Raw genomic sequence first — 16,671 nt, 5'->3', positions numbered from 1 at the left:
GACGGTCCTAGGTGTTGGCGGCGAGCGCTGTGAAACCACGCTCCAGATCGGTGATGAGGTCGGCCGGGCTTTCCAGGCCGATATGCAGGCGCAGCAGCGGACCTTCCAGGCCGACCGGGAACGAGCGGCTCTTCAGCTGTGGATCGCAATGGATGGCTAGGCTCTCATAGCCGCCCCACGAGAAGCCGAGGCCGAAGATCTCCAGCGCGTCGAGGAAGGCATGGACGGCGCGCTGGCTGGCCGGCTTCAGCACCACGCCGAACAGGCCGCAGGCGCCGGTGAAGTCGCGCTGCCACAGGGCGTGGCCCGGGGTGTCGGGCAGGGCGGGGTGCAGCACGCGGGCCACCTCGGGCCGCTCTTGCAGCCAGCGCGCGATTGCCAGGCCGTTCTCGTGGTGCCGCGGCAGGCGGGTGGCCAGGGTGCGAAGGCCGCGCAACATGGTGTAGGCGTCGTCGGGCGACACCGACCAGCCGATGTCCCACATCGCGTTGCCCATCTCGTCGCCAATGACGGTGTCAAGCGTGGTCGCCGAACCCATGAAGCAGTCCGAGTGGCCGCCCACATATTTGGTCAGCGCCTGGACGCTGATGGTCACGCCATGGGCCAGCGGCTTGAAATAGAGGCCGGCCGCCCAGGTGTTGTCGATCAGGGTCAGGATGCCGCGTTCGTTGGCCGCCTTGGCGATGGCCGGCACGTCCTGCATCTCGAAGGTCAGGGAGCCGGGGGCTTCCAGCAGGATCATCCGGGTCTTGGGCGTGGCCTGGGCCAGCAGGGCCTCGGGCGTCAGGGCCGGATCGTAATAGGTGGTGGTCACGCCGAAGCGGCTCAGCACCCGGTCACAGAACCGGCGGGTGGGCTTGTAGGCGCTGTCGACCACCAGGATGTGGTCGCCGGCCTTAAGCACCGCCAGCATCGCGCCGGTGATCGCCGCCAGGCCCGACGGATAGAGGGTGACGTCCGGCGAGCCCTCCAGCTCGGCCAAGGCTGCCTGTAGGGCAGCGGGCGAGGACAGGCCGGTGATGCCGTAGCTGATCTGGTTGTCGTCATAGAGCGACGCGGCGTTGGGCATCAGCACGGTCGAGCCGCGCTGGATCGGCGGATTGACCGTGCGGGCGGGCAGACCTAGCGCGGAGCCCTTGCGGATCAGACGGGTTTCTTCATCCATGGGCATAACTCGAAGCGACGCGGCGGGACCTGCCGTGGTTTAAGGCGCTCGACGTGACCGGTTCAAGGAGCGATGCGGTGTTGGGGCGTTTTGCGGCTTTGGCGATCGCGGTTCTGGGTCTCGCGGCGTGCGAGCGCCGGACCGATCCGTCGCCCGCGCCGACCGCCGCCAGGAGCATCCCGGCCGTCGTCACCGGTCCCTCCGCCAGCAAGACCCTGAAGGCCGTCCGCGCGCGCGGCGAGCTGCGCTGCGGCGTCAATCCGGGCCTGCCGGGCTTCGCGTTCCAGGACAATCGAGGCCGCTGGCGCGGCTTCAACGTCGCCTTCTGCCGGGCCCTGGCCGCCGCCGTGCTGGGCGATCCCGACAAGGCGCGGCTGGTCCCGCTGGGCAATGACGAGCGGATCGCGGCCCTGCAGACCGGCAAGGTCGACGTCCTGTGGCGCAACACCTCCTGGACCTTCACCCGCGACGCCGGCCAGGGATTGGACATGGCGGCGGTGTCCTATTTCGACGGCCAGGGCTTCCTGGTGCGCCGGGGGCTGAACCTGACCAGCGCGGTCGAGCTGAACGGGGCCAAGGTCTGCGTGCAGTCCAACGCCACCAGCGCCCAGAACCTCGACGACTATTTTCGCAGTCGCGGTATCGCCTATACGGCCATGGTGCTGGACAGCGAGGACCAAGCCCGCGCCGCCTACCAGGCCGAGCGCTGCGACGCCTTCACCGCCGACGTCTCGGCCCTGGCCGCCGCCCGGTCGGTGCTGAACAACCCCGGCGACCACGTGATCCTGCCCGACGTGATCTCCAAGGAGCCGCTGGGCCCGCTGGTGCGCCAGGACGATCCCGCCTGGACCGATATCGTGCGCTGGACGCTCTACGCCTTGGTCCTGGCCGAGGAACACGGCGTCACGGCCAAGACCGCCAAGGCGATGAAGGACGGCGCGGATCCGGAGATGCGCCGGCTGCTGGGCGGCGAGGGCGATATGGGCCAGGCGCTGGGGCTGGACGCCGCGTGGGCCTATCGGGCGGTCACGGCCGAGGGCAACTACGGCGAGATCTTCAACCGCGAGATCGGGGCCGGCTCGGCGCTGAAGCTGGATCGCGGGCTGAATGCATTGTGGAATGCGGGGAAACCGGGACTGCTGTACGCGCCGCCGATGCGGTGAGCGGCCACCCCGGAACGCCCCCTCCGTCACGATGCGTATTCGCATCGCGCCACCTCCCCCGTTTCACAGGGGAGGAGATGCTATTTTCTCCTCACCCGTAGCGAAGCGTACGGGGGAGGTGGCGCGGCGCCGATAGGCGACGTGACGGAGGGGGCGTCCTGCTGACTTTAAGCAGGCCCGGTCACCACGGCCGTATCCGTCAACCCGCCCCATTCCGTCCAAGACCCGTCATAGACCGCCGACCTCGGCCGCCCGAGCCGCGCCAGCGCCAGCGCGACCACCGACGCGGTGATCCCCGAGCCGCATGTCGAGACGATCGGCTTGGTGATGTCCACGCTGGCCGTGGCGAACACGATGACCAGCTTGTCGGCCGGCAGCATCGTGCCGTCGGGGGCGAGCAGGGCGCTCAGCGGGATGTTTCTTGCGCCCGGCATGTGGCCGCCGCGCAGGCCGGCGCGGGGTTCGGGAACCTCGCCGGTGAAGCGGCCGGCGGCGCGGGCGTCGATGATTTGTTCGCGGCCGCTTTCGACGATGGCCTTCATCTGTTCCAGCGAGCGGACGATGTCGGCCTGGGCGCGCGGGGTGAAGTGGCGCTCCTGCGGCAGGGCCGGACCATCTTCGGTGGGATGGCCGTCGGCGAGCCACTTGGGCAGGCCGCCGTCCAGCACCGCCACGTCCTCATGGCCCATGGCCCGGAAATGCCACCACACCCGCGCGGCCGGCAGGATGCCCGTGCTGTCATAGACGACGATCCGCGAGCCGTCGCCCAGGCCCAGCTTCTTGACCCGCGAGGCGAACTTGATCGCGCTTGGCAACATGTGCGGTAGATCCGAGGTCTCGTCGGCGATGTCATCGATGTCGAAGAACACCGCGCCCGGAATGTGGGCGGTCAGGAACTCTGCCTTCGGGTCGCGCGGCGTGCCGGGCATGAACCACGAGGCGTCGACGATACGCACGTCCGGGGCGTCGAGGTGATCGGCCAGCCAGGCGGTCGAGACGAGGGGATCTGCGGGATTGCTCATGGCGGCGCCTTTCGGGGTCTGACTCGCCCCAGTTCTGAGGGCGGGCAAGATCACGCGATCATCGCCCGGGGGCAAGCGGTGCCTACATCCAGCTGGGCGTCGGCAGGCCCTTTTCCCGCAGGAACTCGGGATTGAACAGCTTGCTCTGATAGCGCGAACCGTGGTCGCACAGGATGGTCACGATTGTGTGGCCGGGACCCAGGGCCTCGGCCAGCTTGATCGCGCCGGCGATATTGATCCCCGACGAACCGCCCAGGCACAGGCCCTCGTGCTCGACCAGATCGAAGACCACCTTGACCATCTCCTCGTCGCTGATCCGGAAGGGATGATCGACGACCAGGCCTTCCAGGTTGGCGGTGATGCGGCCCTGGCCAATGCCTTCGCTGATCGAATTGCCTTCCGACTTCAGCTCGCCGTCCTTATAGAAGCTGTAGAGGGCCGCGCCGTGGGGATCGGCCAGGCCGATCTTCACAGACGGCTTGCGCTCGCGCAGGGCCTGGGCGACGCCGGCCAGGGTGCCGCCCGAGCCGATGGCGCAGATGAAGCCGTCGACCTTCCCGTCGGTCTCCTCGAAGATTTCCGGGCCGGTGGTGCGATAGTGCGCCTCGCGGTTGGCGACATTGTCGAACTGGTTGGCCCAGATCGCGCCGTTGGGATCGGTCCTGGCCAGTTCCTCGGCCAGGCGGCCGGAATAGCGGACATAGTTGTCGGGGTTGGAATAGGGGACGGCGTCGACCTCGACGAGCTCCGCGCCGAGCAGACGGATGGCGTCCTTCTTCTCCTGGCTCTGGGTGCGCGGGATGACGATCGTCGTCTTGTAGCCCAGGGCCGAGGCGACCATCGCCAGGCCGATGCCGGTGTTGCCGGCGGTGCCCTCGACGATGCGGCCGCCGGGCTTCAGCAGGCCCTTGGCTTCGGCGTCGCGGATGATGCCTAGGGCGGCGCGGTCCTTGACCGACTGGCCGGGGTTCATGAACTCGGCCTTGCCGAGAATCTCGCAGCCGGTCGCTTCGCTGGCGCGGTTCAGGCGGATCAGCGGTGTATTGCCGATCGCGTCGAGGACGTTGGCGGTAATGGTCATGTGCGGATTTGGGTAAGGCGGCTGCTTCGGGAGATGGAGTGCATGGTAGATCGTGCGCGGGCGACCCGACGCAAGCCCAGTTTTCCTGAAGGCTAGGACCAGTGGATGAGTAAACGGCAAGGCGCGCTGAGGTTGGTGCTGGGCGATCAGCTGAGCGACGGCCTGTCGGCTCTGGACGGCCTGGACCCGGCTTGCGACGTCGTCCTGATGACCGAGTCCGTCGCCGAGGCGACCGCCTGGAAACACCATAAGCAGAAGCTGGTGCTGGTCTGGTCGGCCATGCGCCAGTTCGCGGCGCGGCTGGAGGCGAGGGGCGTTCGGGTTCGCTATCTGCGGCTTGACGATCCGCTCAACACCGGTTCGATCGCCGGTGAAATCCGCCGCGCCCTGGCCGATGAGACCGTGGATCAGGTGATCCGCACGGCGTGCGGCAAGTGGGGTCTGGAAGACCACCTGCTCGCCTTGGCGGGCGAACTGTCGACGCCGGTCGAGGTGCGGGAGGACGACCGCTTCCTGTGTTCCCGCTCGCAATTCGCCGCTTGGGCCGAGGGCCGCAAGGAACTGCGGATGGAGTATTTCTATCGTGAGATGCGCCGCCGCACAGGTTTGCTGATGGACGGCGATCAACCCACTGGCGGCCAGTGGAACTTCGACGCGGAGAACCGCAAGAAGCTCCCGGCCGGGGTTCGTCCGCCGCCGCGCCTGCGCACGTCGCCCAACGCTGTCACCCAGGCGGTCATGGCGACAGTGGGGACCGGCTTCGAGGATCACTTCGGCAGCGTCGACACTTTCGACTGGCCGACGAACCCCGATGAGGCCGAGGCGGTTCTCGAACACTTCATCGCCGACATGCTGGACGGCTTCGGCGACGCCCAGGACGCCATGAGCTGGGGCCGGCCTTTCCTGTGGCACAGCCTGATCTCGCCAGCCCTGAACATCGGGCTGCTGGACCCGCTGGACATCTGCCGGCGGGCCGAGGCGGCCTATCGCGCCGGCAAGGCTCCCCTCAACGCCGTCGAGGGATTCATCCGCCAGATCCTCGGCTGGCGTGAGTTTGTGCGCGGCGTCTATTGGCTGAAGATGCCGGAATACGCCCTGCGCAACGCCTTGGACGCCGAGGGCAAGCTGCCGTGGTTCTACTGGAGCGGCGAGACGGACATGGCGTGCGTCGCCGACACCGTCACCGCCGCGCGCGACCACGCCTATGCCCATCACATCCAGCGGTTGATGGTGACGGGTAATCTAGCGATGCTGCTGGGCGTGCATCCCGATGCGGTGGACGACTGGTACATGGTGGTGTTCGCCGACGCCTATGAGTGGGTCGAGATGCCCAACACCCGCGGCATGGCCACCTTCGCCGACGGCGGCATTGTCGGCTCCAAGCCCTATGCGGCCAGCGGCGCCTACATCGATCGAATGAGCGACTACTGCAAAGGCTGTCGCTACGACGTCAAGGACCGGCTCGGCGACAACGCCTGTCCGTTCAATGCCTTGTATTGGGACTTCCTCGACCGCCACGAGACGCGTCTGGCGGGACTGGGCCGCATGATGATGCCGCTGAAGACCTTGTCGAAGATGCCGGACGCCGAACGCGTCGCTTTCCGGGCCAAGGCGGCAGCGACGCGGGCCGCGATGGGGTCTAGTCGATCCGCTGGGTGATGATGATGTTCAGCAGGGCCAGGTTGCCCGCCACCGTCGTCGCCGCGCACCAGGCGCCGTGCAGACCTTCCACCTCGACCAGCCGGTTCTCGACCGCGTCGATCATGACGCCCTCGGCGACGTCGGACGACACCTCGCCCAGCAGCTGCTCTTCCTGCAGTTCGCCGCACCAGGCGGCGACGGCGTCGACGGGCGTGTCGGCGTCGAACTGGGTGATGTAGGTCCCCCCGTGGAAGTCCAGGACCATGGTGTAGAGGTTCATTGGGACGCGACCTCGATGTGCTTTGGACTATCTACGCACACCGAAGGTCGTGACGCGAAGGGCAAGTTACCAGGGTCGACTTGCTGATCGGCGACGCCATCGCCCGAAGCTTCCCATTCTTGTCATCCCGGCCGCACCCCGGCGAAGGCCGGGGGAAGAGCCGGGACCCAGGGGCAACCGCACTGCGCCGGCCCCTGGGTCCCGGACAGCCTCTGCGAGGCTTCCGGGATGACAACGCTTATAAGCAGTTGGGAGAAGACGCGGCCTTAGGACTTGCTCAGGGCCAGCTGGATCACGTTGGTGCGTTCGGTGCGGAAGCCCGCCTCGCAATAGCTGAGATAGAACCGCCACAGCCTGCGGAAGCGCTCATCGAAGCCCAGCTTGGCGATCTCGCCCCAGGCCGCCTCGAAGCTGCGGGCCCATTCGGCCAGGGTGTCGGCGTAGTTCTGGCCGAAGCGATTGATGTCGCGCCATTCCAGCCCGGCCCGGTCGGTCTGCGCCTTCAGGCGCGTCTCGCTGGGCAGCATGCCGCCCGGGAAGATGTAGCGCTGGATGAAGTCGGTATGGGTGCGATAGTGCTCGAAGAGCTCGTCGCGGATGGTGATGATCTGCAGGCCGGCCCGGCCGCCGGGGCTCAGCACCTCGTGGATCTTGCCGAAATAGGTGGGCCAGTATTCCTCGCCGACCGCCTCGAACATCTCGATCGAGGCCACGCGATCGAAGCGGCCCTGGACGTCGCGATAGTCGATCAGCTGAATGTCGGCCTTGTCGGCCAGGCCCTGGTCGAACAGGCGCTTGCGGGCAAAGTCGTGCTGGGCCTGGGAGATGGTGATGCCGGTGACCTTGGCTCCGACCTCCTTGGCGGCGAACTCGGCGAAGCCGCCCCAGCCGCAGCCGATCTCCAGCACGGTCTGGTCGGTCTTCAGGTCGATCGAACGGGCCAGGGCCGCGTACTTGGCGGTCTGGGCCTCGGGCAGGAGCTGACCCGGCCGCTCATAGAGGGCCGAGGAATAGGTCATGGTAGGGTCCAGCCACCGCTTATAGAAGGCGTTGCCCAGGTCGTAGTGAGCGTGGATGTTCTTCTTGGAGCCTCGGCGGTCGTTGCGGTTGAACAGGTGATAGAGCGCGTTGATCGCCCGCATCACGATGTTGCCCTCGACCAGGTCGTGCAGCCGGTCGAAGTTCAGAGAGAAGGCCTCCAGCACCGTCGACAGGTCGGGCGTGTCCCACTCGCCGGCGATGAAGCCCTCGGCGAAACCGATATCGCCCGAGGCCAGCGCCCGGCGCACGAAACGGTAGTCGCGGACGTGGATCACCGCATGCGGACCGGGCGTCTTGCCGTGGATGTCGAACCGCTTGCCCGAGGGCAGGATGAAGCTGAGATCGCCCATCGCCCAGTTCTCGGCGGCGACGCGGATGGCCGTGCGGAACGCGCTGGGCGCCTTCCTCAGATCGGGGTCATTCCAGAGCGCTGTGTCCGAGTAGGTCATGGCGGTCCGCATACGGTCTCCTGGCATTAACGCTCCCAAAGACCGGTTTCGTAAATCCCCTAGACCCCCTTGAGGTCCTGGTAGGCGGCCAGGGCCCTCTGGCGGGCATGGCCATGATCGACGATCGGTCGCCCGTAGGTACGTTTCGCCGCCGGCGTGAGATGCGCGACCGCCGTCCATGGGCTGTGGATAACCTTAGCCGCAAGGTTGGCCAATTCCGGGACCCAGCGACGGACATAGTCGCCACGCGGATCGAATTTCTCGCCCTGGGCAATCGGATTGAAGATCCGGAAGTAGGGGGCGGCGTCGGCGCCGCTGCCGGCCACCCACTGCCAATTGCCGACATTGTTGGCCAGATCCGCATCCAGCAGCGTGTCCCAGAACCAAGCCTCGCCCTCGCGCCAATCGATCAGCAGATGCTTGATGAGGAACGAGGCGACGATCATCCGCACGCGGTTGTGCATGAAGCCGGTGGCCCACAGTTCGCGCATGCCGGCGTCGACGATGGGATAGCCGGTCTCGCCCCGCGTCCAGGCCTCGAACGCCGCGTGGCTCTTCACCCAGGGAAAGCCGTCGAACTCGGGCCGGAAGTTGGCTTTTGGCAGCTCGGGATTGTGGAACAGGATCGAGTGGTTGAACTCGCGCCAACCCACCTCGGACAGGAACTTCTCGGCCTCGCCGGCCGGGACGTCGCCGGCCTCGACGGCGTTGCGCGCAGCGACCCACACCTGGCGCGGGCCGATCTCGCCGAAGTGCAGGTGGGGTGACAGGCGTGAGGTGGCTTCGACGCTGGGGATGTCGCGCTTCTCGCCATAGCCGTCGATGGGGCCGGCCAGGAAGTCGTCCAGCCGCTCCAGCGCGCCGGCCTCGCCGGGCGTCCAGTCGCTGAAACCCTTGGACCAGTCCGGTTTGGTGGGATGAAGCTTCCAGCCTGCAAGGCTCTCGCTATGCGGCCAGTGTTCCAGCGCCTTCAAGGTCTTGGGCGCGGCCTCGGCGAAGACATGGGTCAACTGCTCTCGCGCCGCCCGCCAATAGGGCGTGAACACCTTGTAGGGCTGGCCCGAGCCGTTCTTGACCGTCCAGGGCTCGTTCAGCAGGCCGGCGTTGAAGCTCTGGACGTCGACCTCATCGTCCTTGAGCGAGGCCTTGATCTGCGTGTCGCGGTCGATACTGGCGGCGTCATAGAGCCGGTTCCATAGCACGCAGGTCGCGCCGCTGTGGGCGATGACGTCGTTCAGCACCGCCTGGGCCGGCCCGCGCCGCAGGATCAGCTTCGAGCCCAGGGCTTCCAGGCTCTCGCTCAGCGCCTTCAGAGATTTGTCCAGCCACCACAGCGAGGCCGCGCCCATCGGGCGAGGACCGGGCGTCTCGTCGAGGATGTAGAGCGGGATCACCGGCCGGCCGCTCTGGGCCGCATGGCTCAGGGCCGGATTGTCGGCCAGGCGCAGGTCGTTTCGAAACCACACCAGGATCGGTCCGTCGCCTTGGGTGTCGATCCGCACTTGCACCGTCCTCTTTCTGAGGCCACCTGTCGGCCTGAAATCCCAACTCGCCGGAAGTCTTTGCCTTGAGTCAGCCCCAAGCCGTAGCCCCCAACGCCGTGGTCGAGGTGAAAACCCCGAACGGCGCGCCTGTTCGCATCGGCAATGGCGAGCGGCTGTCGATCATCGCCGGCCCCTGCCAGATGGAAAGCCGCCAGCACGCGCTGGAGACGGCCCACGCACTGAAGGAGATGGCCGATCGGCTGGGCGTCGGCCTGATCTACAAGACCTCTTACGACAAGGCCAATCGCACCTCGGCCAGCGCCCAGCGCGGCATCGGGTTGCACGACAGCCTGCCGATCTTCCAGGAAATCCGCGAGGTCACGGGCCTGCCGACCCTGACCGACGTCCACGAGATCAGCCACTGCGCACCGGTGGCCGAGGCCGTCGACATCATCCAGATCCCGGCCTTCCTGTGCCGCCAGACCGACCTGCTGGTCGCCGCCGCCCACACCGGCCGGGCGATCAACATCAAGAAGGGTCAGTTCCTGGCCCCCTGGGACATGAAGAACGTCATCGCCAAGGTGACGGGCGCGGGCAATCCCAACGTCATGGCCTGCGAGCGGGGCGTCTCGTTCGGCTACAACACCCTGGTCAGCGACATGCGCAGCCTGCCGATCATGAAGGACATCGGTTGCCCGGTGGTGTTCGACGCCACCCACAGCGTGCAGCAGCCGGGCGGTCAGGGCGCGTCCTCGGGCGGCCAGCGCGAGTTCGTGCCGGTGCTGGCCCGCGCGGCCGTCGCCATCGGCGTGGCCTGCGTGTTCATGGAAACCCATCCCGATCCCGACAACGCCCCGTCCGACGGCCCCAACATGGTGCCGATGAGCCAGTTCGCAGGCCTGATCGCCAACCTGTTGGAATACGACGCCCTGACCAAGCGGGTAGCCGCATGACCCGCCGCACCGTCCTCGTCACCGGCGGCGCCGGCTTCATCGGCTCCAACATCGTCGCCAAGCTGTGCGAGGATCCCTCGATCGACGTGGTGGTCTGCGACCGCCTGCGCGACGCGGCCAGCGGCAAGTGGCGCAACCTGGCCAAGCACCCGATCGCCGACTTCGTCGCGCCCGAAGCCCTGTTCGCCTGGCTGGCCAAGCGCGGCGGCGACGTCGAACTGGTCATCCACATGGGCGCGGTCTCCTCGACCACCGAGTCGGACGCCGACAAGATCATCCAATCCAACTTCGTGCTGTCGCGCGATCTGTGGGAATGGTGCGCCGAGCACGGCCGCCGCCTGATCTACGCCTCGTCGGCGGCGACCTACGGCGACGGCTCGCAGGGCTTCGAGGGCCTCGATGACGCCGACTCCCTGAAGGCCCTGCGCCCGCTGAACGCCTATGGCTGGTCCAAGGCTCTGTTCGACATCTACGCCGTCCGCGAGGCCGCGCGCGGCCACAAGCCGATGCAGTGGGTGGGCCTGAAGTTCTTCAACGTCTACGGCCCCAACGAGGACCACAAGGACGGCATGAAGTCGGTCGTCGCCCAGATCTGGCCCAAGGTCGCGGCGGGTGAAGGCGTGAAGCTCTTCAAGTCGCATCATCCCGACTATGCCGACGGCGGCCAGCTGCGCGACTTCGTCTATGTCCGCGACGCCGCCGACATCGTCGCCTGGCTGGCCGACAACCCTCAGGTCAACGGCGTCTACAACCTGGGTTCCGGCAAGGCCCGGGCCTTCAAGGACCTGGCCGAAGCCACCTTCCGCGCCATCGGCCGCGAGCCCGACATCGCCTATGTCGACATGCCCGAGGTGCTGCGGGGCAAGTACCAGTACTTCACCGAGGCCAAGATGGATCGACTGCGGGCGGCTGGCTACACCGCGCCGATGACCTCGCTCGAGGACGGCGTGGACGACTATGTGGCGGGTTATCTGAACACGGACGATCCGTATCGCTAGCCTTCCCAAGGCGGTCATCCCCGCGTCATGGGGGGGACCCAAGCGGACTTTGCCGGCTTGGCTTCGGTCCCCCGAACAAGTCGGGGGATGACGGATTTCGGTGTCCGCCTAACGCCACGTCACACTTGCCGCTCCCTTCCGCGAGCGTAATCTAACTGCTGATAAGTCGCGATCTAACGCGATAAGGGAGCGGAACATGGTCGGCATCGCCGCCTGGGGCGCCTATGCGCCGCGTCTACGTCTCAGCCGCAAGGCGGTGGTCGAGGCCAATGCCTGGGTCGCCCCGAACCTGAAGTCCAAGGGCAAGGGCGAGCGGTCCATGGCCAACTGGGACGAGGACGCCCTGACCATGGCGGTCGAGGCGGCTCGCGACGCCCTCGGAGCCGACGACGATCGCTCCCACATCGACGCCCTCTATTTCGCCTCGACGACCGCGCCCTTCGCCGACCGGCTGAGCGCGGGGATCGTATCGGCCGCCCTCACCCTGGAAAAGTCGATCACCGCTAGCGACGTCACCGGCTCGCAGCGCTGCGGCCTGACGGCCCTGGCCGATGCCCTGGCCGCTGTGTCGGGCGGCGCGGCCAAGACCGCGCTGGTCGCGGCGGGTGAGCGGCGCAAGGCCCGCGCCGTGTCCGCGCTGGAGTTGGACTGCGGCGACGGCGCGGCGGCCTTCGTAGTCACCGCCGAGGGCGGCGCGGCGGACTTCCTGGGACGCGGCAGCGTCACCGACGATTTCGTCGACCATTTCCGAGGCAATGACGGCGGCTTCGACTATTCCTGGGAGGAGCGCTGGATCCGCGACGAAGGCATCGTCAAGCTGGTCCCGCCGGCGATCCAGCGCGCGCTGGAGGCGGCGGGTGTCTCGGCCGCAGAGGTCGCCCACTTCTGCTTCCCGTCGACTTTTTCCGGCATGGCCGCGACCTTGGCCAAGACCTTGGGCATTCCCGCTGAAGCCGTGCGCGACAACCTCGCCGCCGTGATGGGCGAGGCCGGCAGCGCCCACGGCCCGCTGATGCTGGCTCACGCCCTGGAGCAGGCCAAGGTCGGCGAGATCATCGTCATCGCCCAGTTCGGCCAAGGCGCGGAAGCCCTTGTGTTTCGAGCCACAGGCGCGGCCAACGCCAAGCCCGCGCGCGGCGTGACGGGCTCGCTGGCCGACCGCCAGGAAGAGACCAACTACCTGAAGTTCCTGATGTTCAACGGCCTGGTCGACTGGGACAAGGGCATGCGGGCCGAGAAGGACAACAAGACGGCCCTGACCACCCTTTATCGCAACGAGGACATGATCCTGGGCCTGGTCGGCGGTCGCTGCCGCGAGAGCGGGGTGGTGCAGTTCCCGCGCACCCGCATCTCGGTGGCCCCCAACAACCCCGCCGTCGACACCCAGGAGCCGTACCGCTTCGCCGAGCGCAAGGCCTCGGTGCTCAGCTACTCGGCTGACTACCTGACCTTCTCGATGGCCCCGCCCAACCACTACGGCATGATCGTCTTCGAGGGCGGCGGGCGGATCATGATGGACATCACCGACGTCGCGCCCGGCGACGTCGACACCGGCCTGCCGGTCAAGATGGTGTTCCGCATCAAGGACATCGACGAGAAGCGCGGCTTTACCCGCTACTTCTGGAAGGCCGCGCCGGACCGCTCGGCCGCCGCCGCCCAAGCCGCCGTCGCGGCGGAGTAGGAGAGACGATCATGGCGCAAGGCATCCGCGACAAGGTCGCCATCCTGGGGATGGGCTGCAGCAAGTTCGGCGAGCGCTGGGACTGCGGGCCCGACGACCTGATGGTCGAGGCCTATATCGAGGCCATGAGCGATGCCGGCATCGAGCCCAGCCAGCTGGATGCGGCCTGGTTCTCGACCCATGTCGACGAGATGGGCACGGGCAAGGGCGGCACGCCGATGTCGATCGCCCTGCGCCTGCCCAACATCGCCGTGACCCGGGTGGAGAACTTCTGCGCCTCGGGCTCGGAAGCCTTCCGGGGGGCGGTCTACGCCGTGGCCTCGGGCGCGGCCGATATCGCCATCGCGTTGGGCGTCGAGAAGCTGAAGGACACCGGCTATGGCGGCCTGCCGGTGGCCAATCCCGGCACGCTGTCGCCGCAGGTGATGCCGAATGGCTCGGCCCCCGGCAACTTCGCCCAGCTGGCCAGCGCCTATCGCGCCAAGCACGGGGTGTCGAAGGACGATCTCAAGCGCGCCATCGCCCATGTCTCGGTCAAGAGCCACGCCAACGGGGCCAAGAACGCCAAGGCGCACCTGCGCAAGGCCATCACCGTCGACCAGGTTCTGAACGCCCCGATGATCGCCGAGCCCCTGGGTCTTTTCGACTGCTGCGGCGTGTCGGACGGCGCGGCGGCGGCCATCGTCACCACGCCCGAGATCGCCAAGGCGATGGGCAAGAAGAACCTGACGATGGTGAAGGCCATCCAGCTGTCGGTCTCAAACGGCTACGAGAGCCAGTACAACGGCTGGGACGGCAGCCACTTCCACACCGCCCGCATCGCCGCCGGGAAGGCCTATCGCGAGGCCGGCATCGAGCGGCCGCGCGAGCAGATCTCGATGATGGAGGTGCATGACTGCTTCTCGATCACCGAGCTGGTAACGATGGAGGACCTGTTCATCTCGCCCGAGGGCCAGGGATGGCGCGACGTGCTGGACGGCTTCTACGACGCCGATGGCGGGGTGCCGTGCCAGATCGACGGCGGCCTCAAGTGCTTTGGTCATCCCATCGGCGCCTCAGGCCTGCGGATGCTCTACGAGATGTACCTGCAACTGCAGGGACGGGCCGGCGAGCGCCAGCTGAAAGACCCGGTTTTCTGCATGACCCACAATCTGGGCGGCGCGCCGGCCAGCAATGTGTGCTCGGTGGCGATCATCGGCCAGGAGGGGGCTTAAACCGGTACGTGGCTTGGTGTAACCCAGGCTCATGGGCGACCGCTTCAAGGGCTTCAAACGCTGGATCTTCGCCGGGGCGGTGCTCTTCCTGGGGCTGCTCGTCTCGGCGGCGTTCGTGTGGCGCTACGACATCCTCAGCAACGCTCTGGACCCCAAGGTCCCGTTCCTGACCTATGAGCCGCCGCCGGCGCCCGATTACGCCAAGGCCACGTCCTGGGCGCTGCAGCCCAAGGATCCGACGCGGTTCTCGCCCAGCGACCTGCCGGCCGACGTATTCTTCGTCCATCCCACCACCTTCGACGGCGGCCAGGACTGGAACGGCGCCATCGACCAGCCCAAGGCCCAGCGGTTCCTGAGCCGGGTGGTGCTGCCCAACTATGCGGGGCCATTTTTCAGGGTGGGTCGGGTGTTCGCCCCGCGCTATCGCCAGGCCAGCCTCTACACCTATCTAACCCTGCGCGACGACGCCCGCGAGGCCCGGCGCTTCGCTTATGGCGACGTGCGCCAGGCGTTCCGGACCTATATCGACCGCTACAACAATGGCCGGCCGTTCATAATCGTCGGCGTGGAGCAAGGCGGGGCCATGGCCGCGCGGCTGCTGCGCGAGGAGGTCGGCGGCGATCCCTCGGTCAAGGCGCGGCTGGTGGCGGCCTATCTGATCGAGACCGTGGTGCCGGTCGCCGAGCATGGCGAGGCCGCGGCCGTGCCCGCCTGCGTGGTCCGCAACCAGACCGGCTGCGTGGCCGCCTGGGCCTCGACCCAGGAAGGCGATTTCCAGCGCATCCAGGACCTGACCCGCCGCTCGTTGATCTGGGACAACGCCGACCAGTTGATCGACCTGAACGGTCGCGCGGCCCTGTGCTTCAACCCGCTGCTGGGCGGCACGGAGACCGAGAAGGCCCCGGCTCGCCTGAACCTCGGCGCGGCCAACGCCACGGGGCTGGAGTGGGGCGCTCGCCCGGCCTTCCTGCAGCGCCAGGTCTGGGCCCAGTGCCAGGGCGGTCTGCTCTATACCGGGCGGCCCAAGTCGACCGCTTTGCGTGACGCCGGCTCGTGGGCCGACCGGCACAAGGTCGACGCCTTCAACCTGTTCTATGCCGACATCGAGGCCGACGCCCAGGCGCGGGTGGCCGCGGCGCTTCAGGCGTCCAGCAAGGCCTCCAGACCGCAATAGCCGGGCTGATCGATGGCGATGCGATCGATGGCCGTGGCGCGCAGATGCGCCAGCAGGGCCGGATCGCGCGGCGCGATCGCGCCCGTCCGCAGCGCTTCGCACAGGCGGTGGTTCAGGTCGGCATAGTCGCCCTCGACGCCCAGCAAGGCCGACAGCCGCGCCGTCTCCGCAGCTTCCGCAGCCTGGCCCAGCGCGGCCTCGCGGGCCAGCAGCGCCCGAGCGTTGTCGGCTACCCGCGTCAGGAACAGGCGGCGGCCATCGTCCGGGCCGTCGTATCGGTCGAAGGTGTCGAGTGCGGTCTGGAGTTCCGCGGTGGAGGGGTGAGTGATCACGCCATGACCTCCATCAGCCGGACCAGGTCGATCTCGGTCTCGCTGACGCGCCGGCCGATCATCGCCCGCTCGATCGAGGGATCGGAACCGTCGGCGAAGCTGGTATACATCATCAGGCACATGACGCCCCACTTCAGCGAGCCCAGCGCCTGCCAGAACTGCACGCGGGCCAGCGGGATCTCGCGGCCGCCCTCGGCATAGCCGTCCAGCAGGGCCTGATAGTCGCCAAAGCCGCCGACCGGCCTGCGCCATTGGCCAAAGCGCCAGGAATTGACGCAGATCCAGCCCAGATCCTCGGCCGGGTCGCCCAGATGGGCCAGCTCCCAGTCCAGCACGCCGACCAGGCCGCCATCGGGATGGATCATCAGGTTGCCGTTGCGAAAATCGCCATGCACCAGCACCGGCGGGACAGGCTCGGGCGCAGCGGCCTCCAGCCAGCGGAAGGCGGCTTCGAACACCGGGCGTTCGGCGTTGGTCTGCCTATAGATGGTCTCGTAGCGCGTCAGTTCACCCCGCGCGTCCGAGGTCGCCAGCGGCGGCAGGCCTTCCAGCGGCGCGGAATGGATCTGGGACAGCACCTGTCCGCAGCGGCGGGCGAGGTCTGGCCGCACGGCGTCGAAGGCAACGTCGCGGACGATGCGCTTGCCCAGGGCCTCGCCCTCCAGTCGCCGCATCACGAAGGCCTCGCCCAAGTCGTCCTCCGGCGCGCAGGCATGGACGACGATCGGGACCGGCGCGCCCGTCCTGGCGGCGGCGACGATCAGGGCGGCCTCGACGGCCAGACCCGGCGCGGTCTCGCGCAACGCCGCGCCTTCGGGACGCCGGCGCAGGATCAGGGGCGTTCCGTCGTCCAGGTCGAAGGCCCAGGTCTCCAGGCTGGCCCCGCCCGACAGCCGGTGGGCGTTCAGCGCCGTCGTGGCGGTCGGCGAGAGGCGTGGCGCGAGGCGGGCGAGGGCGGCGGCGACATCCATGGCGGCAGGCTTTCAGGGCTCA

At 67.7% G+C, this 16,671-nt stretch carries 15 protein-coding genes; 7 read left to right on the top strand and 8 right to left on the bottom strand.

Annotated features, from left to right (window positions below; all coding sequences use genetic code 11):
• Positions 1-7 precede the first annotated feature (7 nt).
• A complete protein-coding gene (gene metC / locus AC1RUS_RS22810; RefSeq protein WP_492918908.1) occupies positions 8-1,165 on the bottom strand; it encodes a cystathionine beta-lyase in 1,158 nt (385 codons plus the stop codon).
• 53 nt (positions 1,166-1,218) lie between these two features.
• On the opposite strand from metC, the gene AC1RUS_RS22805 reads away from it, so the two are divergent.
• The gene (locus AC1RUS_RS22805) at positions 1,219-2,328 is read left to right on the top strand and encodes an amino acid ABC transporter substrate-binding protein (RefSeq protein ID WP_492918907.1); all 1,110 of its coding nucleotides are present in this window, start codon (positions 1,219-1,221) and stop codon (positions 2,326-2,328) included.
• Between the two features lie 167 nt (positions 2,329-2,495).
• Here the strand turns inward: AC1RUS_RS22805 and sseA are convergent, their stop codons facing one another.
• Both sseA and AC1RUS_RS22795 read right to left on the bottom strand, forming a co-directional pair.
• The gene (gene sseA / locus AC1RUS_RS22800) at positions 2,496-3,350 is read right to left on the bottom strand and encodes a 3-mercaptopyruvate sulfurtransferase (RefSeq protein WP_492918906.1); all 855 of its coding nucleotides are present in this window, start codon (positions 3,348-3,350) and stop codon (positions 2,496-2,498) included.
• An 82-nt stretch (positions 3,351-3,432) separates the two neighbouring features.
• Positions 3,433-4,431, bottom strand: a complete 999-nt coding sequence (locus AC1RUS_RS22795) for a cysteine synthase A (protein WP_492918905.1) — start codon at positions 4,429-4,431, stop codon at positions 3,433-3,435.
• A gap of 105 nt (positions 4,432-4,536) precedes the next feature.
• Here AC1RUS_RS22795 and AC1RUS_RS22790 point away from each other — a divergent pair, with 105 nt between their 5' ends.
• A complete protein-coding gene (locus tag AC1RUS_RS22790) occupies positions 4,537-6,090 on the top strand; it encodes a cryptochrome/photolyase family protein (RefSeq protein WP_492918904.1) in 1,554 nt (517 codons plus the stop codon).
• On the opposite strand, the gene AC1RUS_RS22785 is transcribed toward AC1RUS_RS22790, so the two are convergent.
• The 3 genes from AC1RUS_RS22785 to AC1RUS_RS22775 all read right to left on the bottom strand — a co-directional run bounded on the left by AC1RUS_RS22785 (position 6,071) and on the right by AC1RUS_RS22775 (position 9,350).
• Positions 6,071-6,352 carry a hypothetical protein gene (locus AC1RUS_RS22785; protein WP_492918903.1) on the bottom strand — a complete coding sequence of 94 codons (282 nt, stop codon included), beginning with the start codon at positions 6,350-6,352 and terminating at the stop codon, positions 6,071-6,073. The two genes, AC1RUS_RS22790 and AC1RUS_RS22785, sit on opposite strands and share 20 nt — an antisense overlap.
• A 266-nt stretch (positions 6,353-6,618) precedes the next feature.
• The gene (locus AC1RUS_RS22780) at positions 6,619-7,854 is read right to left on the bottom strand and encodes a class I SAM-dependent methyltransferase (protein ID WP_492918902.1); all 1,236 of its coding nucleotides are present in this window, start codon (positions 7,852-7,854) and stop codon (positions 6,619-6,621) included.
• A 47-nt stretch (positions 7,855-7,901) separates the two neighbouring features.
• Positions 7,902-9,350, bottom strand: coding sequence for a cryptochrome/photolyase family protein (locus AC1RUS_RS22775; protein WP_492918901.1), 1,449 nt, complete (start codon positions 9,348-9,350; stop codon positions 7,902-7,904).
• 59 nt (positions 9,351-9,409) lie between these two features.
• On the opposite strand from AC1RUS_RS22775, the gene kdsA reads away from it, so the two are divergent.
• The 5 genes from kdsA to AC1RUS_RS22750 all read left to right on the top strand — a co-directional run bounded on the left by kdsA (position 9,410) and on the right by AC1RUS_RS22750 (position 15,346).
• On the top strand, positions 9,410-10,279 hold the full coding sequence (gene kdsA, locus AC1RUS_RS22770; protein WP_492918900.1) for a 3-deoxy-8-phosphooctulonate synthase: 870 nt from the start codon (positions 9,410-9,412) through the stop codon (positions 10,277-10,279).
• Positions 10,276-11,277 carry an ADP-glyceromanno-heptose 6-epimerase gene (gene rfaD / locus AC1RUS_RS22765; RefSeq protein WP_492918899.1) on the top strand — a complete coding sequence of 334 codons (1,002 nt, stop codon included), beginning with the start codon at positions 10,276-10,278 and terminating at the stop codon, positions 11,275-11,277. The genes kdsA and rfaD overlap by 4 nt, the downstream gene beginning before the upstream one ends.
• 196 nt (positions 11,278-11,473) lie before the next feature.
• The gene (locus AC1RUS_RS22760; protein ID WP_492918898.1) at positions 11,474-12,958 is read left to right on the top strand and encodes an OB-fold domain-containing protein; all 1,485 of its coding nucleotides are present in this window, start codon (positions 11,474-11,476) and stop codon (positions 12,956-12,958) included.
• Positions 12,959-12,969: 11 nt separating this feature from the next.
• The gene (locus tag AC1RUS_RS22755; protein WP_492918897.1) at positions 12,970-14,172 is read left to right on the top strand and encodes an acetyl-CoA acetyltransferase; all 1,203 of its coding nucleotides are present in this window, start codon (positions 12,970-12,972) and stop codon (positions 14,170-14,172) included.
• Between the two features lie 31 nt (positions 14,173-14,203).
• Positions 14,204-15,346, top strand: a complete 1,143-nt coding sequence (locus tag AC1RUS_RS22750) for a DUF3089 domain-containing protein (RefSeq protein WP_492918896.1) — start codon at positions 14,204-14,206, stop codon at positions 15,344-15,346.
• Here the strand turns inward: AC1RUS_RS22750 and AC1RUS_RS22745 are convergent.
• Both AC1RUS_RS22745 and AC1RUS_RS22740 read right to left on the bottom strand, forming a co-directional pair.
• Positions 15,313-15,678: a DUF6285 domain-containing protein gene (locus AC1RUS_RS22745; RefSeq protein ID WP_492918895.1), complete on the bottom strand. Its 366-nt coding sequence runs from the start codon at positions 15,676-15,678 to the stop codon at positions 15,313-15,315. The two genes, AC1RUS_RS22750 and AC1RUS_RS22745, sit on opposite strands and share 34 nt — an antisense overlap.
• Positions 15,675-16,649 (bottom strand): phosphotransferase family protein, encoded by a 975-nt coding sequence (locus AC1RUS_RS22740; protein WP_492918894.1) that lies wholly within the window; start codon positions 16,647-16,649, stop codon positions 15,675-15,677. Before AC1RUS_RS22740 ends, AC1RUS_RS22745 begins: the two co-directional genes overlap by 4 nt.
• Positions 16,650-16,671 lie beyond the last annotated feature (22 nt).

This window comes from Caulobacter sp. GW821-FHT10F06, assembly GCF_058809215.1.
The sequence above is the reverse complement of the archived record's forward strand: the minus strand, read 5'-3'. Positions and strand labels throughout refer to the sequence as shown.